At 52.0% G+C, this 18,466-nt stretch carries 13 protein-coding genes and 1 pseudogene; 9 read left to right on the forward strand and 5 right to left on the reverse strand.

What is annotated here, in order from left to right; genetic code table 11:
- Nucleotides 1-4: 4 nt before the first annotated feature.
- Nucleotides 5-1,912, reverse strand: a complete 1,908-nt coding sequence (locus OGY18_RS20975) for an ABC transporter ATP-binding protein (RefSeq protein WP_286554245.1) — start codon at nucleotides 1,910-1,912, stop codon at nucleotides 5-7.
- 12 nt (nucleotides 1,913-1,924) lie between these two features.
- A complete protein-coding gene (gene rlmKL, locus OGY18_RS20980) occupies nucleotides 1,925-4,033 on the reverse strand; it encodes a bifunctional 23S rRNA (guanine(2069)-N(7))-methyltransferase RlmK/23S rRNA (guanine(2445)-N(2))-methyltransferase RlmL (protein WP_003035856.1) in 2,109 nt (702 codons plus the stop codon).
- A 98-nt stretch (nucleotides 4,034-4,131) separates the two neighbouring features.
- Here rlmKL and OGY18_RS20985 point away from each other — a divergent pair, with 98 nt between their 5' ends.
- Nucleotides 4,132-5,238, forward strand: a complete 1,107-nt coding sequence (locus OGY18_RS20985; protein WP_286554248.1) for a YcbX family protein — start codon at nucleotides 4,132-4,134, stop codon at nucleotides 5,236-5,238.
- Here OGY18_RS20985 and zapC read toward each other — a convergent pair.
- Nucleotides 5,235-5,777 (reverse strand): cell division protein ZapC, encoded by a 543-nt coding sequence (gene zapC / locus OGY18_RS20990; protein ID WP_003035852.1) that lies wholly within the window; start codon nucleotides 5,775-5,777, stop codon nucleotides 5,235-5,237. The genes OGY18_RS20985 and zapC overlap by 4 nt on opposite strands.
- 165 nt (nucleotides 5,778-5,942) lie before the next feature.
- Nucleotides 5,943-6,953, reverse strand: coding sequence for a quinone-dependent dihydroorotate dehydrogenase (gene pyrD, locus OGY18_RS20995; RefSeq protein ID WP_003831973.1), 1,011 nt, complete (start codon nucleotides 6,951-6,953; stop codon nucleotides 5,943-5,945).
- A gap of 243 nt (nucleotides 6,954-7,196) precedes the next feature.
- Between pyrD and ssuE the strand changes: the two genes are divergently transcribed.
- The 5 genes from ssuE to ssuB are packed head-to-tail and all read left to right on the forward strand — an operon-like array spanning nucleotide 7,197 to nucleotide 11,447.
- Nucleotides 7,197-7,772, forward strand: coding sequence for an NADPH-dependent FMN reductase (ssuE, locus tag OGY18_RS21000; protein ID WP_148362161.1), 576 nt, complete (start codon nucleotides 7,197-7,199; stop codon nucleotides 7,770-7,772).
- Entirely contained in the window at nucleotides 7,765-8,739 is a 975-nt protein-coding gene (locus tag OGY18_RS21005; RefSeq protein ID WP_148362162.1) for a sulfonate ABC transporter substrate-binding protein, read from the forward strand. The genes ssuE and OGY18_RS21005 overlap by 8 nt, the downstream gene beginning before the upstream one ends.
- Nucleotides 8,736-9,881, forward strand: coding sequence for an FMNH2-dependent alkanesulfonate monooxygenase (ssuD, locus tag OGY18_RS21010; RefSeq protein WP_286554252.1), 1,146 nt, complete (start codon nucleotides 8,736-8,738; stop codon nucleotides 9,879-9,881). The genes OGY18_RS21005 and ssuD overlap by 4 nt, the downstream gene beginning before the upstream one ends.
- A 10-nt stretch (nucleotides 9,882-9,891) precedes the next feature.
- On the forward strand, nucleotides 9,892-10,683 hold the full coding sequence (ssuC, locus tag OGY18_RS21015) for an aliphatic sulfonate ABC transporter permease SsuC (protein ID WP_126318591.1): 792 nt from the start codon (nucleotides 9,892-9,894) through the stop codon (nucleotides 10,681-10,683).
- A complete protein-coding gene (gene ssuB, locus OGY18_RS21020; protein ID WP_286554255.1) occupies nucleotides 10,680-11,447 on the forward strand; it encodes an aliphatic sulfonates ABC transporter ATP-binding protein in 768 nt (255 codons plus the stop codon). Before ssuC ends, ssuB begins: the two co-directional genes overlap by 4 nt.
- 71 nt (nucleotides 11,448-11,518) lie before the next feature.
- On the opposite strand, the gene pepN is transcribed toward ssuB, so the two are convergent.
- Nucleotides 11,519-14,131, reverse strand: coding sequence for an aminopeptidase N (pepN, locus tag OGY18_RS21025; RefSeq protein ID WP_149335624.1), 2,613 nt, complete (start codon nucleotides 14,129-14,131; stop codon nucleotides 11,519-11,521).
- A gap of 266 nt (nucleotides 14,132-14,397) precedes the next feature.
- Between pepN and pncB the strand changes: the two genes are divergently transcribed.
- The 3 genes and pseudogenes from pncB to OGY18_RS21040 form a co-directional block, all read left to right on the forward strand.
- Nucleotides 14,398-15,600 carry a nicotinate phosphoribosyltransferase gene (gene pncB / locus OGY18_RS21030; protein ID WP_003836860.1) on the forward strand — a complete coding sequence of 401 codons (1,203 nt, stop codon included), beginning with the start codon at nucleotides 14,398-14,400 and terminating at the stop codon, nucleotides 15,598-15,600.
- 166 nt (nucleotides 15,601-15,766) lie between these two features.
- The gene (gene asnS / locus OGY18_RS21035; RefSeq protein ID WP_020996514.1) at nucleotides 15,767-17,167 is read left to right on the forward strand and encodes an asparagine--tRNA ligase; all 1,401 of its coding nucleotides are present in this window, start codon (nucleotides 15,767-15,769) and stop codon (nucleotides 17,165-17,167) included.
- A 600-nt stretch (nucleotides 17,168-17,767) separates the two neighbouring features.
- Nucleotides 17,768-18,382: pseudogene (locus OGY18_RS21040) on the forward strand (porin); the annotation flags it as partial.
- Nucleotides 18,383-18,466 lie beyond the last annotated feature (84 nt).

The raw sequence follows: 18,466 nt of genomic DNA on the forward strand, positions 1-18,466 counted from the left end.
TAAATTATGCGCCGTTCTTCAAAGACTCAAGATACTCCCAGCGCTCAAAGGCTTGCTCAAGTTCTTGTTCCGCTTCGTTCAGACTAGCTAATACCTGTTGTGTTTGCTCATGTGGCTGACTGAAAAAAGCGGCGTCAGCAACCTGCGCTTGTAGCCTTTCCAGTTTAGCTTCCAGTTCTTCAAGCTGCGCGGGGAGTTGCTCGAGTTCGCGCTGCAGTTTATAGCTTAGTTTGCTCGTGCCACGTTTGACAATTTCTGCTTTAGGAGCAACGGCTTCCTCTGTTTTTTTCGTGACCGGTTGTTTAAACGCCACATACTGAGATTGCTGGCTGCGCGCATCATGATAACCACCGACATAACGACCAATTTTACCGCCGCCTTCGAAGATCCAGCATTCAGTTACAGTATTATCCACAAACTGACGGTCGTGGCTTACCAGCAGTACAGTCCCCTGATAGCTATCAATTAGTTCTTCAAGCAGTTCCAGCGTTTCGACGTCAAGATCGTTCGTTGGTTCATCGAGAATCAAAAGATTGCTGGGTTTCAGAAAAAGACGCGCCAACAACAGGCGATTTCGTTCCCCACCAGAAAGCGCACGCACTGGTGTCATCGCGCGTTTCGGATGGAACAGGAAATCCTGCAGGTAACCCAGCACATGGCGAGGTTTACCGTTAACCATCACCTCTTGCTTACCTTCAGCCAGGTTGTCCATCACGGTTTTATCTGGATCCAGTTCGGCGCGGTGCTGATCGAAATAAGCCACTTCCAGCTTGGTGCCGACGTGAATGCGTCCACTGTCAGCCTGAAGCTGGCCTAGCATCAGCTTCAGCAGCGTTGTTTTGCCGCAGCCGTTCGGTCCGATTAGCGCAATTTTGTCGCTACGTTGTACCTGTGCGGAGAAATCTTTTACCAGCTGCTTTCCATCAACCTGGTAATCCACGTTCTCCATTTCGAAAACAATCTTGCCTGAACGGCTCGCCTCTTCGACCTGCATCTTCGCCGTGCCCATCACTTCGCGGCGTTCGCCACGCTCGCGACGCATGGCTTTCAGTGCGCGCACGCGGCCTTCGTTGCGGGTACGGCGCGCTTTGATCCCCTGACGGATCCAGACCTCTTCCTGCGCCAGCTTGCGGTCAAACTCTGCATTTTGTAACTCTTCTACGCGCAGAGCTTCTTCTTTCTCCAGCAGATACTGATCGTAATTCCCCGGATAAGTCACCAGCTTGCCACGATCGAGGTCGACGATACGTGTCGCCATATTGCGTATAAATGAACGGTCGTGGGAAATGAAGATGATTGTCCCATTGAAAGACTTCAGGAACCCTTCCAGCCAGTCGATAGTTTCAATATCCAGGTGGTTCGTTGGTTCATCCAGCAGCAGTATACGCGGATTGCTCACTAACGCGCGGCCCAGCGCTGCTTTACGCAGCCAACCGCCAGAAAGCGAAGAAAGTGCGGAGTTTGGATCCAGCCCCAACTGCTCCAGCACTTCATTAATACGGCTTTCGAGCTGCCACAGATTGTGGTGATCGAGCATTTCCTGAACCCGCGCCATCTCATTCAGATTTCTGTCGCTCGGATCAGTCATCACCAGACGCGAAATATCGTGATAACGCTTCAGATATTCGGCCTGTTCTTCGATACCCTCGGCAACGAAATCATAGACGCTGCCCTCAACATTACGCGGCGGATCCTGTTGCAGACGCGCCACAACCAGATCCTGCTCATAAATAATACGTCCGTCGTCAAGACCTTGTTCACGGTTCAGGATCTTCATCAGCGTCGATTTACCTGCGCCGTTACGGCCAACCAGACAGACGCGTTCGTTATCTTCGATATGCAGTTCTGCATTATCAAGAAGTGGCGCATCGCTGAACGACAGCCATGCACCATGCATACTGATTAATGACATTTATTTATCCTTTCAGGCTGCGGTAATCAGCCAGCAATTGTGGATCTGACGGTTACGGGCAAAGTCCTGAGAAAGCGTTTTTTGGGTAATTTCTTGTGCTTTCAATCCCAGTTCAGCCAGACCGTCGAGATCCATACGGAACCCACGCTTGTTGTTGGAGAACATGATCGTGCCGTCTTTACGCAGCAGACGTTTCAGATCTTTCATCAGCGCCAGATGATCGCGCTGCACATCAAACGAGTCTTCCATACGTTTTGAGTTAGAGAACGTCGGCGGATCGATGAAAATCAGATCAAACTGTTCATTGGCATCACGCAACCAGCCCAGGCAATCGGCCTGAATTAAACGGTGAGCGCGACCGCTCAGGCCGTTCAGACGCAGGTTACGTTCCGCCCATTCCAGATAGGTACGCGACATATCGACCGTCGTGGTGCTACGCGCACCGCCCAATCCTGCATGTACGCTGGCGCTGCCGGTGTAGGAAAACAGGTTAAGGAAGTCCTTACCTTTACTCATCTGCCCCAACATACGGCGCGCAATACGGTGATCGAGGAATAAACCCGTATCAAGGTAGTCAGTCAGGTTCACCCACAGGCGAGCGTTGTACTCGCTTACCTCAATGAATTCACCCTTCTCATTCATCTTCTGATACTGATTCTTGCCTTTCTGGCGTTCACGGGTTTTCAGCACCAGTTTATTGGGCGCGATTTCCAGTACTGACAGCGTTGCGGCAATAATGTCAAACAGGCGTTGGCGCGCTTTTTGCGCATCAACCGTCTTCGGCGGGGCATATTCCTGAACCACGACCCACTCACCGTAACGATCTACTGCAACGTTGTATTCCGGCAGGTCAGCGTCATACAGGCGATAACATTCAATTCCTTCCTGACGCGCCCATTTTTCCAGCTTCTTAATATTCTTGCGCAGGCGGTTGGCATAATCTTCCGCTACCGTGGCAGGCTTGCTGTCCGCAGTGGTCTCTGCAACGTGATAATTCTTCTGCACACAATCCAGCGGGCCGTTTTTCGCTTTGAACTGCTTGTCGGCACGTAATTGCAGACTGCTAAGCAGATCCGGCGAGGCGCTGAACAGCGACAAATTCCAGCCGCCAAACTGGTTTTTCATCGTACGGCCCAGCAGGCTGTGCAGGGCAATCAGCGCCGGTTCGCTATCCAGACGTTCACCATAAGGCGGATTACTGATAACCGTCCCATACGGTCCTTTCGGCAGCGGATTGCTCAGTTTAGCGACATCTTTAACGTCAAACGTCATCAGATCGGCGATACCGGCGCGGCGTGCGTTACTACGCGCTTTTTCAATCACGCGCGCATCGCTGTCGGATCCATAAAAATGCGAGGTATAGTCAGCCAGTCCCTTACGCGCACGCACCTGCGCTTCGGCTTTAACTTCTTGCCAGACGGCTTCGTCGTGCTGCGCCCAACCGCTGAAACCCCAGTACCCACGGTGCAGACCCGGCGCGCGATCGGTCGCCCACATTGCCGCTTCAATCAGCAGCGTGCCGGAGCCGCACATTGGATCGAGTAACGGTGTGCCCGGCTGCCAGCCAGAACGCATAACAATTGCCGCGGCCAGCGTTTCTTTAATCGGCGCCTGACCCGCGCGATCGCGATAGCCACGCTGATGCAAACCGTCACCGCTCAGATCGAGCGCAATGCTGGCAGTATCTTTGTTCAACCAGACGTTGATGCGCAGATCCGGAGATTCACGATCCACATTCGGACGCGGCATATTTTTGCGGGTAAAGGCATCGACAATCGCATCCTTGACCTTCAGCGCGCCGTACTGGCTGTTACGAATGGTCTCGTTCAGTCCGCTAAAATGGACGGCAAACGTAGCACCAGGGTTAAATATCTCTGTCCAGTCGATTGCCTGAACGCCGAGGTACAGATCAAGATCGCTGTAGACCTTGCACTCTCCCATCGGCAGGATAATGCGCGAGGCCAGGCGGCTCCACATCAGGCTCTGGTAAACAAGCCGCGTGTCGCCCTTAAAATGGACCCCACCCTGAACGACCTGACACTCCAGCGCGCCGAGGTTTTCCAGTTCAGTTTTTAACAGCTCTTCCAGCCCGCGGGCCGTACTGGCAAACAGAGAATTCATAATGTCACTTTTACTCCGAGAAAATTGCTGCGCATTATAGCTAATATGGGCTGTATGTCATAAAGTTGAAGGCTTATTTTCATTCGAGGGGCTGTACAGTGGTCACGTTAACCCGACTTTATATTCATCCGGTTAAATCAATGCGCGGCATTGGGCTTACGCATGCCCTGGCAGATATTAGCGGTCTCGCCTTTGATCGCATATTTATGATCACTGAACCTGACGGAACATTCATAACCGCCCGCCAGTTCCCACAAATGGTCCGTTTTACGCCTTCCCCATTCCACGATGGGCTGCATCTTACGGCGCCAGACGGCAGCAGTGCGCTCGTACGATTTGCCGATTTCGCTCCTCAGGGTGCACCAACAGAAGTATGGGGAAACCATTTTACCGCGCGTGTTGCGCCAGCGGCTATCAACCAGTGGCTTAGCGGCTTTTTCTCCCGTGAAGTGCAGTTACGCTGGGTCGGCCCGCAGCTGACGCGCCGTGTAAAACGCCATGTTGATGTTCCTTTATCCTTCGCTGATGGTTATCCCTATCTGCTGGCCAACGAAGCATCCCTGCGCGATCTGCAACAGCGCTGTCCGGCAAGCGTCAAAATGGAACAGTTTCGCCCCAATATAGTGGTTTCGGGAGCAGGTGCCTGGGAAGAAGATACCTGGAAAGTGATTCGTATTGGCGACGTCATTTTTGATGTAGCAAAACCCTGTAGCCGCTGTATTTTCACGACAGTTAGCCCGGAAAAAGGCCAGAAACATCCATCCGGTGAACCGCTTGCCACATTGCAAACCTTCCGTACTGCGGTAGATAACGGCGATGTCGATTTCGGTCAGAATCTTATCGCGCGTAACAGTGGCGTTATTCGCGTCGGCGATGAGGTAGAAATTTTGGCAACCGGCCCCGCCAGAGCGTACGGCGCGGCTGAATCAGACGAAACTACACCCGAACAACAACCTGATGCCACGGTGCTTATTGACTGGCAGGGACAGACCTTTCGCGGAAATAATCAGCAGGTATTGCTTGAGCAGTTGGAGAACCAGGGTATCCGGGTTCCCTATTCATGCCGGGCAGGCATTTGCGGATGCTGTCGAATTCGACTGGTAGAAGGCGAAGTTAGCCCGTTGAAGAAATCAGCGATGGGGGACGACGGAACGATTCTGTGCTGTAGCTGTGTTCCCAAAACGGCAATCAGGCTGGAGAGCTAAACCGCCTGTTCAAGGCTGAAACTGTCAACAACGGCCTGCGGTTTCAGTCTGTCATTCATTATTTTAATCGCATCGCCAAGCTGCATCGTACGCCCGGCGATAACCACGCCAGGTTGCGCAAGCAGGCAAAGCGCGGCGTTTTCACCCGGCTCAACCACTAACAGGTTTACCTGTTCATCGGTATCGCTTAAATCAACACAGGCTGCGTCACCCACGACCGGCGACCAGTTAATACCGTGTGCGACAAAGTGCCAGCTTTTTGGCATTTGCGGTTTGAGATAACGAATCGCCACCAGCGCATTAAGCACCAGTTCCGCTTTTTGTTCTTTGGCTAAATCCAGGTAGCGACATTTTTCTTCAAAGGAAAAATAAAGCGCGGCGTCATCAACACAAAAACCAGACGGAGAAAATGCATCAGGAGTGAGCATTTTACGAGCAAAACGCGAACGGAATAACATGCCATTGGCTAAATCGAGCATCATACGATCGTGCTCTTCATCATAATACCAGCGCCAGTTATCGTCGGGTTTAATTCGCATCAGTTTCTCTCCTTTCCTTAATCATCACCGTTACGACAGTATCCTTTTGCCGCTTCGTTTATTGCCCTAATAATAAAAGCTCAGAATGTTTAAATAAGCAACAGTAAAGGAATATAAAACAACCAGGGCCAGAAATAAAGCCCTGGTTTGTGATTAAGGTAGCATTCAGATATTGCTGACGATTTCTTTTATCAACGGCGGACCTTTAAAAATAAAGCCCGAATAAATCTGTACGAGGGTTGCACCAGCAGCTATTTTCTCACGTGCAGCAATCACCGAGTCGATACCACCAACGCCAATAATCGGCAGCTGACCTTTTAATTCCTGAGACAACTGGCGAATAATTTCTGTACTTTTTAATTGTAACGGTCGACCGCTCAGACCACCCATTTGATCGCAATTTTTCATTCCCTGAACAAGAGAACGATCGAGGGTGGTGTTAGTCGCAATTACGCCATCAATATTATGACGAACTAAACTATCGGCGACCTGGATCAGTTCTTCCACAGAAAGATCCGGCGCGATCTTTACCGCCACCGGAACATATTTATGGTGGATCGCTTGCAGATCGTTTTGCTTATTTTTAATTGCCGTCAGGAGATCGTCCAGCGCTTCGCCGTATTGCAGCGTACGTAATCCCGGCGTATTCGGTGAAGATATATTAATCGCGATATAACCAGCATAAGCATAGACTTTTTCCATACAAATCAGATAGTCATCTTTGCCGTTCTCTACTGGGGTATCTTTGTTCTTACCAATATTAATACCCAGAATACCGTCAAAATGCGATTTTTTAACGTTCTCAACCAGGTTATCAACCCCGTGGTTATTAAACCCCATGCGGTTGATCAGACCTTCTGCATCGACCAGACGGAACAGACGCGGTTTATCGTTACCCGGCTGAGGGCGTGGCGTCACGGTACCAATCTCAATGGAACCAAATCCCATCGCGCCGAGCGCATCAATGCACTCCCCGTCTTTATCCAGTCCGGCAGCAAGTCCGAGCGGATTTTTAAACGTCAACCCCATACAGGTAACCGGTTTTGCCGGTACTTTCTGGCGCACAAGCGCTTCAAGCGGTGTGCCGGTAATGCGACGTAATTGCTGGAATGTCAATTCATGAGCGCGCTCTGGATCGAGCTGAAAAAGGGCTTTACGAACGAAGGGGTAGTACATGAACTCTCCTGGATTCCCGGTGTGCAAACCGGGGGCGTATTATGTGCTATCGCGAGCAAAAAGGGAATTGACCTGCGGCAATAAATAGCAATCGTTTTCCTCACCTCTGCCTTTTTATTCAATTTCCAACTTTTCTATCCCGTATAAATCATTTCGATAAACAAAATCTCTCTGCCAGACTGCACGAATTGTTATCAATGTTAATTAAAAGCAAACAATTGGTTATAAGGGGAGATTGAAAATATGCGCGTCATCACTTTGGCGGGAAGCCCACGCTTTCCCTCTCGCTCCAGCGCGTTACTGGAATATGCCCGAGAAAAACTGCACGGTCAGGATGTCGAAGTCTTTCACTGGAACCTGCACAATTTTGCCCCGGAAGATCTGATCTATGCTCGTTTCGACAGTCCAGCGCTGAACACATTTATCGAACAACTGCAGGATGCTGACGGGCTGATTGTCGCAACCCCGGTCTATAAAGCCGCTTACTCTGGCGCCCTGAAAACCCTGCTCGATCTACTCCCCGAGCGGGCGCTGGAAGGGAAAGTGGTTTTGCCGCTGGCGACCGGCGGCAGCGTGGCGCATTTACTTGCCGTCGATTACGCGCTGAAACCGGTACTGAGCGCATTAAAGGCCCAGGAGATCCTGCACGGTGTGTTTGCTGATGATTCACAGGTAATTGATTATCAACATAAACCTCAGTTTACGCCCAACCTTCAGCAGCGTCTGGACAGTGCGCTCGATACCTTCTGGCTGGCGTTGCATCGTCGCGATGTCCAACTTCCTCAACTGAACACCCTGCGAGGTGCCGCTCATGCTTGATCTTCTCAGGCGTCACACGTCATGGCTGGCACTGACCGGGGTGTTGTCGCTGTCAACTCTGGGGCATGCCGCAGAATCGGCCCCCGATGCTCTGCGTATTGGTTACCAGAAAGGAAGCGTCAGTATGGTGCTGGCCAAAAGCCATCAGCTGCTCGAGAAACGCTATCCGCAGACTAAAATCTCGTGGGTCGAATTCCCGGCTGGACCGCAAATGCTGGAAGCACTCAATATCGGCAGTATCGATCTCGGCAGTACCGGTGACATTCCGCCGATTTTCGCCCAGGCAGCCGGGGCCGATCTGGTTTACGTGGGCGTCGAGCCGCCCAAACCGAAAGCCGAAGTGATTCTGGTGCCAAAAAATAGCCCAATTCAGAGCGTCGCGCAGCTTAAAGGACATAAAGTCGCCTTCCAGAAAGGCTCCAGCGCCCACAATTTACTGCTCCGGGCGCTGCAACAGGCCGGACTGAAATTTACCGATATTCAACCGACGTATCTGACTCCCGCCGATGCGCGAGCGGCCTTTCAGCAAGGGAACGTTGATGCGTGGGCTATCTGGGATCCCTATTATTCCGCCGCGTTACTGCAAGGTGATGTACGCGTACTGAAGGACGGCTCAGACCTCAAGCAAACCGGTTCGTTTTATCTCGCCGCCCGTCCTTATGCCGAGAAAAATAGCGCTTTTGTACTTGGCGTACTGGATACCTTTAGCCAGGCCGATGCGTTAACGCTCAACCAGCGCCAGCAAAGCATTACCCTGCTGGCCAAAACCATGGGGCTGCCCGAACCGGTGATTGCGTCTTATCTGGATCACCGTCCGCCAACCACCATTGTGCCAGTCAACGCCTCCGTTGCTGCCCTGCAACAACAAACCGCCGATCTGTTTTATGACAACCGTTTGGTGCCGAAAAAAATCGATATTCGCCAGCGTATCTGGCAACCCACCCAGCAGGCAGGAGAAAAATTATGAGTCTGAATATGTTCTGGTTTTTACCCACCCACGGTGACGGTCATTATCTTGGAACGGAAGAAGGTTCGCGCCCGGTCGATCACAGTTATCTGCAACTAATCGCGCAAACGGCCGATCGTCTTGGATTTACCGGCGTCCTGATCCCAACCGGTCGCTCTTGCGAAGATGCCTGGCTGGTCGCCGCTTCGATGATCCCGGTCACCCAGAGATTAAAGTTTCTGGTCGCGCTGCGCCCAAGCGTCACCTCGCCAACGGTTGCCGCACGTCAGGCTGCGACGCTCGACAGACTCTCAAATGGCCGGGCGTTATTTAACCTGGTGACCGGCAGCGATCCACAGGAGCTGGCAGGTGACGGCGTGTTCCTCGATCACACAGAACGATATGAAGCCTCTGCTGAATTTACTCAGGTCTGGCGGCGCTTGCTGCAAGGTGAAACGGTGGATTTCAACGGCAAACATATTCATGTCCGCGGCGCGAAGCTGCTTTTCCCTCCCGTACAACAACCCCGGCCACCGCTTTATTTCGGCGGCTCGTCTGATGTCGCACAAGACCTTGCTGCCGAGCAGGTTGATCTCTATCTGACCTGGGGCGAGCCGCCGGAACAGGTGAAAGCGAAGATTGAACAGGTGCGGGCCAAAGCAGCGGCGCTCGGGCGCAAGATCCGCTTTGGTATTCGTCTGCATGTGATCGTACGGGAGACAACCCACGAGACGTGGCAGGCAGCGGATCGTCTGATAGCCCACCTGGATGACGACACCATTGCCAAAGCCCAGGACGCCTTCTCAAGAACGGATTCGGTTGGTCAGCAGCGAATGGCTGCACTGCACAATGGTAAACGCGACAAATTGGAAATTAGTCCGAACCTGTGGGCAGGCGTTGGACTGGTACGCGGTGGCGCGGGTACCGCGCTGGTCGGAGATGGTCCGACTGTCGCGGCGCGTATCAACGAGTATGCCGCGCTGGGAATCGACAGCTTTGTGTTGTCCGGATACCCACATTTGGAAGAGGCATACAAGGTTGGCGAGCTGCTGTTCCCGCATCTGGATGTTGCTATACCGGAAATTCCGCAGCCGCAATACCTGCAACAACAAGGTGAAGCGGTGGCAAACGAATTTATCCCGCGCAAAGTCGCGCAAAGCTAAGGAGCGGCTAATGGCAACGCCGAAAAACAGATGGTTATTACGCCTCGCGCCCTGGTTTTTACCGGTAGGTCTGGTGGCGCTCTGGCAGCTCGCATCTTCAATGGGCTGGCTGTCCACTCGCATCCTGCCCTCTCCGGAGGGTGTTATCGAAGCCTTCTGGACGCTTTCCGCCAGCGGCGAGCTTTGGCAGCATCTGGCCATCAGTTCCTGGCGCGCGCTAATCGGATTCTCCATCGGTGGATCGATTGGCCTGACACTGGGACTTATCAGCGGTCTTTCGCGTTGGGGAGAACGTCTGCTGGATACCTCAGTGCAGATGCTGCGTAACGTACCGCATCTGGCGCTGATCCCGCTGGTGATTCTGTGGTTCGGCATTGATGAATCCGCCAAGATCTTTCTCGTTGCGTTGGGCACGCTGTTCCCGATTTACATCAACACCTGGCATGGGATCCGTAATATCGATCGTGGACTGGTAGAGATGTCGCGCAGCTATGGATTATCCGGCTTTTCACTGTTTGTTCATGTCATCCTGCCCGGCGCCCTGCCCTCGATTATGGTCGGCGTACGTTTTGCTCTCGGTCTGATGTGGCTGACGCTGATTGTGGCAGAAACCATTTCTGCCAATGCTGGTATTGGTTACCTGGCGATGAACGCCCGCGAATTTCTGCAAACCGATGTGGTCGTGGTGGCCATTATTCTCTACGCCTTGCTCGGCAAACTTGCCGACGTCAGCGCCCAATTGCTGGAGCGAGTCTGGCTACGCTGGCACCCGGCTTACCATGTAAAGGAGGCTACCGTATGAATACCGCTCGCTTGAACCAGGGTACGCCGCTATTGCTGAGCGCCGTGACAAAACAATACGCCGCCAATACGGTGCTCAATCAGTTAGATTTGCATATTCCGGCCGGACAGTTTGTTGCCGTAGTTGGCCGCAGCGGTGGTGGTAAAAGCACGTTGCTGCGTCTGCTGGCAGGGCTGGAATCGCCGACCTCAGGCGCATTACTTGCCGGAACCACCCCACTGGCGGAAATTCAGGATGATACGCGTATGATGTTCCAGGATGCGCGTCTGCTGCCATGGAAGACGGTTATCGATAATGTGGGCCTGGGTCTGAAAGGTCAGTGGCGCGATGCGGCCCGAGATGCGCTGGCCGCCGTTGGGCTGGAGAGTCGTGCTCACGAATGGCCGGCTGCGCTATCCGGTGGACAAAAACAGCGTGTAGCCCTGGCACGGGCATTAATTCATCGCCCCGGTTTGCTGCTGCTGGATGAACCCCTCGGCGCTCTGGATGCCCTAACCCGCCTTGAAATGCAGGATCTGATCGTCTCTTTATGGCAAGAGCACGGCTTTACCGTACTGCTGGTCACTCATGACGTCAGTGAAGCGGTGGCAATGGCCGATCGCGTGTTGCTGATTGAGGACGGAAAAATCGGACTGGATCTTACGGTGGATATTCAGCGCCCCCACCATTTGGGATCGGTACGGTTAGCCGATCTGGAAGCGGAAGTGTTGAACCGGGTTATGCAGCGTGGCGACAATGAAGTTCAGTTACGCAAGCAGGGTTAAAAATGCCGGATGGCGCTACCGCTTATCCGGCCTACGCGTGAAGGGTAGGCCGGACCCATCCGGCAATATTATCAGGCTAACGCTTTAGAGATCTTCTCGAACAGATCGCCTGAGAGATTCTCCAGACCTTTCAGCTGTTCCAGCGCCGCACGCATTTTCGCCTGACGTTTTGCATCATAACGTTTTAAGCGAATCAGCGGCTCAATCAGACGTGACGCCACCTGCGGGTTACGACTATTAAGCTCAGTCAACATGTCGACCAGGAACTGATATCCACTACCATCTTCCGCATGGAATGCCGCCGGGTTGCTACCTGCAAAGGCACCGATCAGCGAACGGATTCGGTTCGGGTTACTCATACTGAAAGAGCGATGCTTCAGCAGGCCGCGTACGGTTTCCAGCACGTTTTTCGCCGGGCTGGTGGATTGCAGGATAAACCATTTGTCCATCACCAGACCGTCATGATGCCACTTATCATCATACTCTTGCATCAGCGCGTCGCGACATGGCAGCTGCGCCGCTACTGCCGCGGATAGCGCCGCCAGCGCATCGGTCATATTGTTCGCTTCACGATACTGCTTGCTTACCAGCGTGTCAGCCAGATGGGTTTCGCCAAAGGCCAGGAAACGCAGGCAGGCGTTACGCAGCGTACGCTTGCCAATATCGGCATGCTCAACGCGGTACTCATCAAGATGATTAGCGTTATAGATGGCGAGGAATTCATCTGCCAGTTCGGCGGCCAGCGTGCGGGTTAATGCTTCGCGTACTTCGGTTATCGCCACCGGATCGATGATGTCGAACAGTTCAGCTATTTCATTTACTGAAGGCAGCGTCAGGATCTCTGCCGCCAGCGCCGGATCGATTTTCTCATCCAGTAAAATTGCGCGGAATGCATCAGCCACGTGTACCGGCAGCGACAGCGGTTGTCCCTGCTGATGACGGGCAACGTTAAGCTTAATATAGGTCGCCAGCAGGCTTTGCGCCGCGTCCCAACGAGAGAAATCGTTACGCGCATGACGCATCAGGAAGGTCAGCTGCTGATCGCTCCATTTGTATTCCAGTTTTACCGGCGCGGAGAATTCGCACAGCAGCGCCGGAACCGGCTGGAAGTAGACGTTATCAAAGACAAACGTCTGCTCTGCCTGGGTGACGTTGAGTACAGAATTCACCGGGTGCCCGCCTTTTTGTAGCGGGATCACTTTCCCTTCGTTGTCATACAACTCGAGGGCGAAAGGAATATGCAGCGGCTGTTTTTCGGCCTGATCCGGCGTGGCCGGCGTGCGCTGGCTGATCGTCAGCGTATACTGCTCAGTTGACGGATTGTAGTCATCACGCACGGTCAGAATCGGCGTACCGGACTGACTGTACCAGCGGCGGAAATGGGAGAGATCAACGTTAGAAGCATCTTCCATCGCCTGCACGAAATCATCACAGGTTGCAGCACTGCCGTCATGACGCTCAAAGTACAGTTGCATCCCTTTCTGGAAGTTAGCCTCACCGAGCAGGGTGTGGATCATACGAATCACTTCAGCGCCCTTTTCATACACGGTCAGGGTATAGAAGTTGTTCATTTCAATGACCATATCCGGACGGATAGGATGCGCCATCGGGCTGGCATCTTCAGCAAACTGCAGACCACGCATGGTGCGCACATTGCTGATGCGGTTTACCGCGCGTGAGCCGAGATCAGAACTGAACTCTTGATCGCGGAACACGGTTAAGCCTTCTTTCAGGCTCAACTGGAACCAGTCACGGCAGGTCACACGGTTGCCGGTCCAGTTGTGAAAATACTCATGACCGATAACGCGCTCAATATCGAGGTAGTCTTTGTCGGTGGCGGTATCGGTACGTGCCAGCACATATTTGGAGTTAAAGATGTTCAGACCTTTATTCTCCATCGCGCCCATATTGAAGAAATCCACGGCGACAATCATATAGATGTCGAGGTCATACTCGAGGCCAAAGCGCTCTTCATCCCATTTCATGGAGTTTTTCAGCGAGGTCATCGCCCACGGCGCGCGATCCAGATTACCGCGATCGACGTAAAGTTCCAGCGCCACTTCACGCCCGGAACGGGTAGTAAAAGTATCGCGCAGGACGTCAAAATCACCGGCCACCAGCGCAAACAAATAGCACGGTTTCGGGAACGGATCCTGCCACTGTACCCAGTGACGACCATTTTCCAGTTCGCCCTGCGCCACACGGTTACCGTTGGAGAGCAGGAACGGATATTGGGTTTTATCGGCGATAATTTTGGTGGTAAAACGCGCCAGGACATCAGGCCTGTCGAGATACCAGGTAATATGGCGGAAACCTTCCGCTTCACACTGGGTGCACAGCGCGTCGCCAGACTTGTACAGCCCTTCCAGCGCGGTATTGGCCGCCGGGCTAATTTCATTCACGATACGCAGCGTAAAACGTTCCGGCAACTGACTAATGACCAGAGCGCCCTCTTCTTCTTTATACTCTGTCCACGGCTCGTCGTTCACGTGGATCGACACCAGGGTCAGATCTTCGCCATTCAGGCGCAGGGGCACATCGGACGCGCCATGACGGACAGCCTGGCTCACTGCGGTGACCACGGTTTTTTCAGCATCCAGGTCAAAGGTCAAGTCAATATCAGTAATCTGGTAATCCGGCGCACGATAGTCGTGACGGTATTTGGCTTGTGGCTGTTGTGTCATAAAAAAACCTTTAGCATCTTTAATAGAGTCTCGGCTTCAGTCTATTCCTGTTGCGTAAATCGCGCTACGCAGAATGTTCATCTTTTCAGGCACAAACACCCTTTTTGCTACATTTTCATAACACGTGGCACGAATTGCCCTCGACCAGAAAGAGAGCTTATGGTGTGATCGGGGTTCAATAAATCGCTAAACAGGGTATACTCCAGCGGTTTTCTTAGTTGTTTATTGTACTAAACGCTCCCGTGAGAGGATGCTACTGCGCACCTATGACACAATTCGCTTCTCCTGTTCTGCACTCGCTGCTGGATACAGACGCTTATAAGTTGCATATGCAGCAAGCCGTTTTTCACCACTACTACGATGTACAAGTAGCGGCTGAATTTCGTTGCCGTGGCGATGACCTGCTCGGTATTTATGCCGATTCTATTCGTGAGCAGGTGAATGCTATGCAGCACCTGCGACTGCAGGAGGATGAGTACCAGTGGCTCTCCGGCCTGCCTTTCTTTAAAGCTGATTACCTTACCTGGTTACGTGATTTCCGCTATAACCCGGAACAGGTTTGCGTCACCAATGATAACGGCAAGCTAAACATCCGCTTAACCGGTCCGTGGCGTGAAGTGATCATGTGGGAAGTCCCGCTGTTAGCGGTGATTAGCGAACTGGTACACCGTTACCGTTCACCTGAATCAGGCGTCCCGCAGGCACTCGATGAGCTGGAAAGCAAACTAGTAGAATTCTCTGCTTTAACGAAAGATGTCGATATGTCCCGCTTCCATTTGATGGATTTCGGTACGCGTCGTCGTTTTTCGCGCGAAGTACAGCAGGCTATCGTTAAACGCCTGCAGCAAGAGCCCTGGTTTGTTGGCACCAGTAACTACGATCTGGCCCGCCGCCTGTCATTAACCCCAATGGGTACGCAGGCGCATGAGTGGTTCCAGGCTCATCAGCAAATCAGTCCAGAACTTGCCACCAGCCAGCGCGTAGCCCTGGCTGCCTGGTTAAATGAATACCCTGATCAACTCGGCATTGCATTAACCGATTGCATCACCATGGACGCATTTTTACGCGACTTTGGCGTTGAGTTTGCTACCCGCTATCAGGGTCTACGCCATGACTCAGGCGATCCGGTGGAATGGGGTGAAAAAGCCATCGCCCATTATGAAAAACTGGGGATTGATCCGCTGAGCAAAACGCTGGTCTTCTCAGATAATCTCGATCTGAAAAAAGCGATTGAACTCTACCGCCACTTCTCTTCCCGCGTACAGTTGAGTTTTGGTATTGGGACACGGCTAACATGCGACATTCCGCAGGTTAAGCCACTCAATATTGTGATCAAGCTGGTGGAATGTAACGGCAAACCGGTGGCGAAGTTATCTGACAGCCCGGGTAAAACCATCTGCCACGATAAAGCATTTGTTCGTGCACTGCGCAAAGCCTTCGATCTCCCGCATATCAAAAAAGCCAGTTAAGCCTTCCAGGGAGCCATTTTGGCTCCCTTTTTCGCGTTTATTTCCGAAATCTTTCACTCCAGCTACGAATTCTGCTTGTCTGATTGCAGATGCCAGGTAACATAGGTATCCCCCCATTACGGGTGGACATGTGTTTATATATCCGACTATTAACAGAGAGAATATTATGAGCGTTGTGCCTGTAGCCGACGTACTCCAGGGCCGCGTAGCCGTTGACAGCGAAGTCACCGTGCGCGGATGGGTGCGTACCCGCCGAGATTCAAAAGCTGGCATCTCCTTCCTCGCCGTTTATGACGGTTCCTGCTTTGATCCTGTACAGGCCGTCATCAATAATTCTCTGCCCAATTACAATCAGGACGTACTGCGCCTGACGACGGGTTGTTCAGTTATCGTAACGGGTAAAGTCGTTGCGTCTCCTGGACAAGGACAGAGCTTTGAAATTCAGGCCACTGAGGTTGAAGTAACGGGCTGGGTTGAAGATCCTGACACTTACCCAATGGCAGCTAAGCGTCACAGCATTGAGTATCTGCGTGAAGTGGCGCACATGCGTCCGCGTACCAACATGATTGGTGCGGTAGCGCGTGTACGTCATACGCTGGCGCAGGCTCTGCATCGTTTCTTCCACGAGCAGGGTTTCTTTTGGGTATCGACTCCGTTGATCACCGCTTCCGATACGGAAGGTGCCGGTGAAATGTTCCGTGTTTCTACGCTGGATCTGGAAAACCTGCCGCGTAACGATCAGGGTAAAGTCGATTTCGACAAAGACTTCTTTGGTAAAGAGGCCTTCCTGACCGTTTCCGGTCAGCTGAACGGTGAAACCTACGCCTGCGCCCTGTCTAAAATTTATACTTTTGGCCCGACGTTCCGTGCAGAAAACTCTAACACCAGTCGTCACCTGGCAGAGTTCTGGATGCTGGAACCAGAAGTGGCTTTTGCTGACCTGAACGATGTTGCAGGCCTGGCTGAAGCGATGCTGAAGTACGCGTTTAAAGCCGTACTCGCAGAGCGTGCGGATGATATGAAATTCTTCGCTGAACGTGTCGACAAGGACGCGATTTCACGCCTGGAACGTTTCATTGACGCTGACTTCGCGCAGGTGGATTACACCGACGCGGTAAGCATTCTGGAAAAATGCGGTAAACAGTTCGAAAACCCAGTTTACTGGGGTGTGGATCTGTCTTCTGAGCATGAACGTTACCTTGCTGAAGAGCACTTTAAAGCGCCGGTGGTAGTGAAAAACTACCCGAAAGATATCAAAGCGTTTTATATGCGCCTTAACGAAGACGGTAAAACCGTTGCTGCAATGGACGTACTGGCCCCGGGAATCGGTGAAATCATCGGTGGTTCTCAGCGTGAAGAGCGCCTGGACGTGCTGGATGCCCGTATGCTGGAAATGGGTCTGAACAAAGAGGATTACTGGTGGTATCGCGACCTGCGTCGCTACGGTACCGTTCCGCATTCCGGCTTCGGATTGGGCTTCGAGCGTCTGATCGCTTACGTCACCGGCGTACAGAACGTCCGTGATGTTATTCCGTTCCCGCGTACTCCACGTAACGCCACCTTCTAAACGTGCGTTATTGTTTTGAAGGCCAGCATTGCTGGCCTTTTTTATACCCTTTTCGTGTTATCTGGATACCCATCTCACGTTAAACACAACCTTTCAATCTCCTCCACCTGTTACGTAATATTTCATCGCAATACATTTGCACAAAAAATAATCAGCAATTTTATTGTGGATTAGCATTTTCTGATTAAATAGTACATTTTTCAGCCTCTCGCACGGCACTCCAGACGTCCAAAAATCGTTACCTGTAAAATCCGAACTTTCCGGCAGAACGGAGAAAAAATGACCTTAGCAAAATTAAACATAAGAAAATCATATAAATAGAAATAAAAACGAGAATTTTAAGCGCAGGGGCATCCGAAGTTTGACGCTGTTCACAAAGTTGCACAAAAATAACATTTTGTTACACATTTTTTCTTTTTGAAACCAAATCTTTATATTTGTAGCACTTTGACGGTAGCGAAACGGTAGTTTGAATGGAAAGATGCCTGTCAGACACATAAAGACACCAAACTCTCATCAATAGTTCCGTAAATTTTGATTGACGGAATTTATTGGCGGCAGTGGCAGGTGTCATATAAAAACCGATGAGGGTAATAAATAATGATGAAGCGCAATATTCTGGCAGTGGTTATCCCTGCTCTGCTGGTAGCCGGGGCAGCTAACGCTGCAGAAGTTTATAACAAAGATGGCAACAAAGTAGACGTATACGGTAAAGCCGTTGGTCTGCATTATTTTTCCAAGCACAACGGTGATAACGCCTACGCTGCTAACGGCGATCAGACATATGCCCGTCTTGGTTTCAAAGGGGAAACTCAGATTAACGACCAACTGACCGGTTACGGCCAGTGGGAATACCAGTTCAGCGGCAATAACGCAGAAGGCGGTGACGATGCCCAGAAAGGCAACAAAACCCGTCTGGCGTTTGCTGGTTTGAAATTTGGTGACGCAGGCTCCTTCGATTACGGTCGTAACTACGGCGTTGTATACGATGCTCTGGGTTACACCGATATGCTGCCAGAATTCGGTGGTGATACCGCTGCTTCTGACCAGTTCTTCTCCCAGCGTAACGGCGGTCTCGCAACCTACCGTAACTCTAACTTCTTCGGTCTGGTTGAAGGCCTGAACTTCGCTGTACAGTACCTGGGTAAAAACGAACGCTCTAGCAGCCCAACCCGTTCTAACGGCGACGGCGTTGGCGGTTCCGTAAGCTACGAAATGGGGTAATGGTGCCAACTTACTGATTTAGTGTACGATGGTGTTTTTGAGGTGCTCCCGTGGCTTCCATCTCCATCAGTTGTC

Origin of the sequence: Citrobacter sp. Cpo142 (genome assembly GCF_030332425.1) — a bacterium.
Lineage (GTDB): Bacteria > Pseudomonadota > Gammaproteobacteria > Enterobacterales > Enterobacteriaceae > Citrobacter > Citrobacter portucalensis.

What these genes read in the sequence shown, in the direction of transcription:
- OGY18_RS20975 (WP_286554245.1), bottom strand. Translation starts at nt 1,912, where the DNA reads ATGTCATTAATCAGTATGCATGGTGCATGGCTGTCGTTCAGCGATGCG.
- rlmKL (WP_003035856.1), bottom strand. Translation starts at nt 4,033, where the DNA reads ATGAATTCTCTGTTTGCCAGTACGGCCCGCGGGCTGGAAGAGCTGTTA.
- zapC (WP_003035852.1), bottom strand. Translation starts at nt 5,777, where the DNA reads ATGCGAATTAAACCCGACGATAACTGGCGCTGGTATTATGATGAAGAG.
- pyrD (WP_003831973.1), bottom strand. Translation starts at nt 6,953, where the DNA reads ATGTACTACCCCTTCGTTCGTAAAGCCCTTTTTCAGCTCGATCCAGAG.
- ssuE (WP_148362161.1), top strand. Translation starts at nt 7,197, where the DNA reads ATGCGCGTCATCACTTTGGCGGGAAGCCCACGCTTTCCCTCTCGCTCC.
- OGY18_RS21005 (WP_148362162.1), top strand. Translation starts at nt 7,765, where the DNA reads ATGCTTGATCTTCTCAGGCGTCACACGTCATGGCTGGCACTGACCGGG.
- ssuD (WP_286554252.1), top strand. Translation starts at nt 8,736, where the DNA reads ATGAGTCTGAATATGTTCTGGTTTTTACCCACCCACGGTGACGGTCAT.
- ssuC (WP_126318591.1), top strand. Translation starts at nt 9,892, where the DNA reads ATGGCAACGCCGAAAAACAGATGGTTATTACGCCTCGCGCCCTGGTTT.
- ssuB (WP_286554255.1), top strand. Translation starts at nt 10,680, where the DNA reads ATGAATACCGCTCGCTTGAACCAGGGTACGCCGCTATTGCTGAGCGCC.
- pepN (WP_149335624.1), bottom strand. Translation starts at nt 14,131, where the DNA reads ATGACACAACAGCCACAAGCCAAATACCGTCACGACTATCGTGCGCCG.
- pncB (WP_003836860.1), top strand. Translation starts at nt 14,398, where the DNA reads ATGACACAATTCGCTTCTCCTGTTCTGCACTCGCTGCTGGATACAGAC.
- asnS (WP_020996514.1), top strand. Translation starts at nt 15,767, where the DNA reads ATGAGCGTTGTGCCTGTAGCCGACGTACTCCAGGGCCGCGTAGCCGTT.